We start from the raw sequence: 380 nt of genomic DNA on the forward strand, positions 1-380 counted from the left end.
CAGGTAGGCAAGTTGCCAAGAAGTGTCATCGCAGATGCGGGTTATGGCGGTGAAGAGAATTATGACTATCTTGAACAGAACGAAGTCGAAGCCATCGTCAAATACAGTACATATCACCTCGAAAAAAGCAAGTCATGGCAAAGGAGCATCAGCAAGATCGACAACTGGACGTATAACAGCGAGCAAGATACGTGGACATGCGCGGCGGGGCAAACGCTCCATTTCCGTAGAGAGAGCAAGGAGAAAACGGAAAGTGGATATGAAATCGTATACCGTCATTACAGAAGCGCCAGTTGCGAAAACTGTCCGTTAAAGCCGCAGTGTACAAAAGCCCAAGGCAATCGCGAAGTCAAAGTCAGCATGAAGTATTTGCGGCTAAA

At 47.4% G+C, this 380-nt stretch carries 1 protein-coding gene; it reads left to right on the top strand.

The window, feature by feature from the left end; genetic code table 11:
* Positions 1–380 (top strand): transposase (locus Q3F21_RS27255; RefSeq protein WP_340259740.1); only part of this gene is annotated, 380 nt, incomplete at both ends.

It is taken from the genome of Brevibacillus borstelensis (genome assembly GCF_037834415.1).
GTDB lineage: Bacteria > Bacillota > Bacilli > Brevibacillales > Brevibacillaceae > Brevibacillus > Brevibacillus borstelensis_A.